Below are 3,596 nucleotides of genomic sequence, written 5' to 3' on the forward strand. Positions count from 1 at the left end.
TCGTCAAACTGCCGTACGCCGCACGGCAGACGGCAGTTTGACGACACGCCCGGAGCCTGCCGGCACATCGGGGGCCCGGCCGGGCCGGTCGGGCCCCTCGTCGTGTCCGGGAGCGGGCGGCGCGGCCTCAGCGGTCGGCGTCGGTCCCGGCGTCCCGTTCCTCGATCCGGGCCGTGAGGCCGAAGGCCAGCTCGGCGCCGTCGACCAGCAGGGCCTCGACCGAGTGCGTCGCGGGGTCGATGTCCGCGACGACGCCCTCGCCGGAATACCGGGGGTAACCGGATGCTCCCGTCTCACCGGTCGCCGACACGACCGCCGAGCGGATGGCGCCGCCCGGCTCGGCGGCCTCGGTGGTGTCCCCGGCGAATCCGGGGACCAGCAGGATCTCGTAACTCTGCGGATGGCTCATGGTCATGACGCTAGGCAAGCGGCACGCGGTACGCACGTTGCCGCGCTGCCGCACGGTGCGGTCCGGCCGTCGCGACCGGACCCCGGCGCGTCATGCGGACTCGCGCCGGACCGCCCCGACCCGCAGGAGGTCGTGGTGTTCGGGGGCACCGCCGGGGTCCCGCACCAGCCGGTCCACGAGGTCCGCCAGTGGCTGCGCCGTGGCCAGCTCCATGCGTACGGTGCTGAGCCGGGGCCGCAGCAGCCTGCCCAGCATCAGGTCGTCGGCGCCGATCACGGCGGTCTCGCGGGGCACCTCGATGCCCGCGTCCTGGAGGGCCCGCATCAGGAGCATCGCGTATTCGTCGTTGTAGGCGAACACGGCGTCGAGGTCCAGGGTGCGCCAGCGGGCGGCGAGCCGGGCGGCCGACTCCTCGTCGTACCGAAGCGGCAGCGGCTCCACCCGGGCCCCGTGGAACCGGGCGGCCTGCCGGGCCCCGGTCAGCCGGGGTTCGGCGAAGGGGCCCAGTCCGCATTCCTCGGGCATGACCACGCCGATACGTCGTCGGCCGCTGTCCAGCAGATGACCGACCGCGCAGCTGCCGACCTCCCGCTGGTCCATGACCAGCGCGTGGGCGCCCGGCACCGGCCGCGGGCCGAGGGTGATCACGGCCTTGGCCCCGGACCGCTTGAGCACGGATATCCCGTGCGGGGTGAGGTCGATCGTGCCCGGGGCGATGACGGCGACCGGGCGGAGTTCGGCCCAGGCGCGGGGCGCGTCGTCGGGGTCCAGTCCGGTGCTGCCGTACTGGACGACGGTGTAGTCGAGGCGGCGCAGCCCCGATTCCAGTTCGTGGAAGAAGCGGTGGTGGAGCGGGCCGGTCGGGAGGTTCACGGTGGGCAGCAGCACCATGCGGGTGTGTCCGGCGCGCAGGCTCCGGGCCGCGGCGTGCGGCACGTAGCCCAGTTCGGTGGCCGCTTCCCTGACCCGGCGGCGGGTGGTCTCGCTGATCCGTACGGACGCGTTGTTGTTCAGCACGTACGACACGGTGGCCCTGGAGACCCCGGCGAGCCGTGCGACGTCGGCGCTGGTGGGGACGGGGGGTTCGGTGGGCTGGTTCGGTAACTGGCTCATGGCGTCCGGCAGTCTTCCAGACCCGTGGTGCGTGGGTACGCTCCGGGGCATGGATGAATCCTCGATGGTGGGGCTGCTCGGCAGGGTGACCGGGACGGTGGGGCCGGGACTGGTCGGCGAGGTGATGGTACGGATCCGGGGCGGCGCCGAGCACTTTCTCGCGCATCCGGCCACGGCGAAGGAGCGCATCGAGGTGGGCACGGTGGTGACGGTGATCGAGCATCTGCCACCGCGCACGGTCTATGTGGCTCCCGCGTACGGGAGTTGAGGCCCGAGCGGAGGGCTCTTGACGGCATTCGTCGTCAAGAATTCGGCAAGGATCCGCACGCGTCTTCTGCACCGTCGCGAGCAGGAGAAGACTCCCCCGTGTTCAGCGGTGCCGACGGGGTGCCGCGATAAGGGGGCGCATGCCGATGTTCATCGGCGTCACGGCGGGTCTCGCACTCGCCGCCATCATTGTGTTGTTCGGCCTGTTCAAGTTGATGTGGCGTGTGGCCGAGCCGAACGAGGCACTGGTCATCTCGGGTTCCAAGCACAAGACCGAGGGCCTGGGTCAGGGCATGGGGTTCCGGATCGTCACCGGTCACGGCACGCTCGTCCTGCCCGGGGTCCAGGCGGTGCGGAAGATGTCCCTGGATCTCAACGAGACCGAGCTGTCCGTCGATTGCGTCACGCATCAGGGGATTCCCCTGCGGGTGCGGGGCGTCGTCATCTTCAAGGTGGGCGACGACTTCGTGTCGATCGCCAATGCGGCCCGCCGCTTCCTCGATCAGCAGAAGCTGATGTCGGAGCGGGTGCACAACGTCTTCGCCGGTCATCTGCGGTCCATCGTGGGCGGGTTGACGGTCGAGGACATGATCCGGGACCGGGAGAAGCTCACCGGGCAGACGCGGGCCGCGTGCGGGACCGAGATGGAGAAGCTCGGGCTCATCGTCGATTCGCTCCAGATCCATGAGATCGAGGACCCGACGGGTTACATCAAGAACCTGGCGATGCCGCACGCGGCGGCCGTGCAGCGGGACGCCCGGATCGCGCAGGCCGAGGCCAACCGCCTGGCCACCGAGGCGGAGCAGCAGGCCGCCGCCCGGATGTCGGAGGCGACCCGGGACAGCGAGATCCTGCAGGCCGGGTATCAGGCCGAGCGCGACAAGGCGGCGGCGAGCTCCCGGCAGGCGGGTCCGCTGGCCGACGCGGCGGCCCGCCAGGAGGTCGTGGTCCAGGAGACCAGGGTCGCCGAACTGGAGGCCCAGCGGCGCGAGCAGCAGCTCCAGGCCGATGTGCGCAAGCCCGCGGACGCCCAGGCGTACGAGAAGCGCACCCTGGCCGAGGGTGAGCGCGACGCCCGGATCTCGGCCGCCGAGGCGAAGGCGCGGGAGACGGAGCTCGCCGCGGTCGCGGAGGCCAACCGGGTCAAGACGGCGGCACTCGCCGAGGCGGAGGCGACTGAGGCACGCGGCGCCGCCTCCGCGACGGCGACCAGGGCGACGGGCGAGGCGGAAGCCGCCGCCGCCCAGGCCAAGGGGCTGGCACTGGCGGAGGCGGCCCGTGCCAAGGGTCTCGCCGAGGCGGAGGCGATCAAGGCGCGGGCGGTGGCCCTGGCGGAGAACCAGGAGGCGGTCGTCGCCCAGCAGTTGGCCGAGAAGTGGCCGGAGATCGTGCAGGCGGGCGCGGGCGCCTTCGGCAGTGTCGACCACATGGTGCTGCTGAACGGGGCCGACGGCATGTCCGACATGTTCGCGAAGGCGCTGACCATGGGCGGCACGGGCCTGGGACTGGCCCGGCAGTTGCTGTCGACGATGAGTCAGAGCGACCCGGCGGAACCGGCGCCGCAGGTGAACGGGGTGGCACCGGCCACCCCGCCCTCACCGCGCAAGCAGCGGATTCCGGTGACGGGTGATCAGGAGGGCGGCTCGCCCTCCTGACCGGTCCGGCGGTGGGGGGGGGGGGCCCCCCCGGGGGGGGGAGGACGACAGGAGGTTCCCGGGGGGCCGCCAAGGAGGTGTCTGTGGGGGGGGGGGACTGTGGGTGGCCCACACCCCAGGACGGCTTGGGAGGAGGAAAAGCGCCCCAGACC

The 3,596-nt window shown here is 72.1% G+C and carries 4 protein-coding genes; 2 read left to right on the forward strand and 2 right to left on the reverse strand.

Annotated elements, in window-relative coordinates:
* Window positions 1–127: 127 nt before the first annotated feature.
* The gene (locus ACFVX4_RS23110) at window positions 128–409 is read right to left on the reverse strand and encodes a hypothetical protein (protein ID WP_389980359.1); all 282 of its coding nucleotides are present in this window, start codon (window positions 407–409) and stop codon (window positions 128–130) included.
* Between the two features lie 90 nt (window positions 410–499).
* Window positions 500–1,522, reverse strand: coding sequence for a LacI family DNA-binding transcriptional regulator (locus ACFVX4_RS23115; RefSeq protein ID WP_389980361.1), 1,023 nt, complete (start codon window positions 1,520–1,522; stop codon window positions 500–502).
* Between the two features lie 49 nt (window positions 1,523–1,571).
* On the opposite strand from ACFVX4_RS23115, the gene ACFVX4_RS23120 reads away from it, so the two are divergent.
* On the forward strand, window positions 1,572–1,790 hold the full coding sequence (locus ACFVX4_RS23120; protein ID WP_266430274.1) for a hypothetical protein: 219 nt from the start codon (window positions 1,572–1,574) through the stop codon (window positions 1,788–1,790).
* A gap of 139 nt (window positions 1,791–1,929) precedes the next feature.
* Window positions 1,930–3,444: a flotillin family protein gene (locus ACFVX4_RS23125; protein WP_389980363.1), complete on the forward strand. Its 1,515-nt coding sequence runs from the start codon at window positions 1,930–1,932 to the stop codon at window positions 3,442–3,444.
* Window positions 3,445–3,596 lie beyond the last annotated feature (152 nt).

This window comes from Streptomyces sp. NPDC058240 (assembly GCF_042882135.1).
Classification (GTDB): domain Bacteria; phylum Actinomycetota; class Actinomycetes; order Streptomycetales; family Streptomycetaceae; genus Streptomyces.

Excerpts from the sequence above, each read along its gene's own strand:
- ACFVX4_RS23115 (WP_389980361.1), bottom strand. The coding sequence starts at position 1,522 with ATGAGCCAGTTACCGAACCAGCCCACCGAACCCCCCGTCCCCACCAGC.
- ACFVX4_RS23125 (WP_389980363.1), top strand. The coding sequence starts at position 1,930 with ATGCCGATGTTCATCGGCGTCACGGCGGGTCTCGCACTCGCCGCCATC.
- ACFVX4_RS23120 (WP_266430274.1), top strand. The coding sequence starts at position 1,572 with ATGGATGAATCCTCGATGGTGGGGCTGCTCGGCAGGGTGACCGGGACG.
- ACFVX4_RS23110 (WP_389980359.1), bottom strand. The coding sequence starts at position 409 with ATGAGCCATCCGCAGAGTTACGAGATCCTGCTGGTCCCCGGATTCGCC.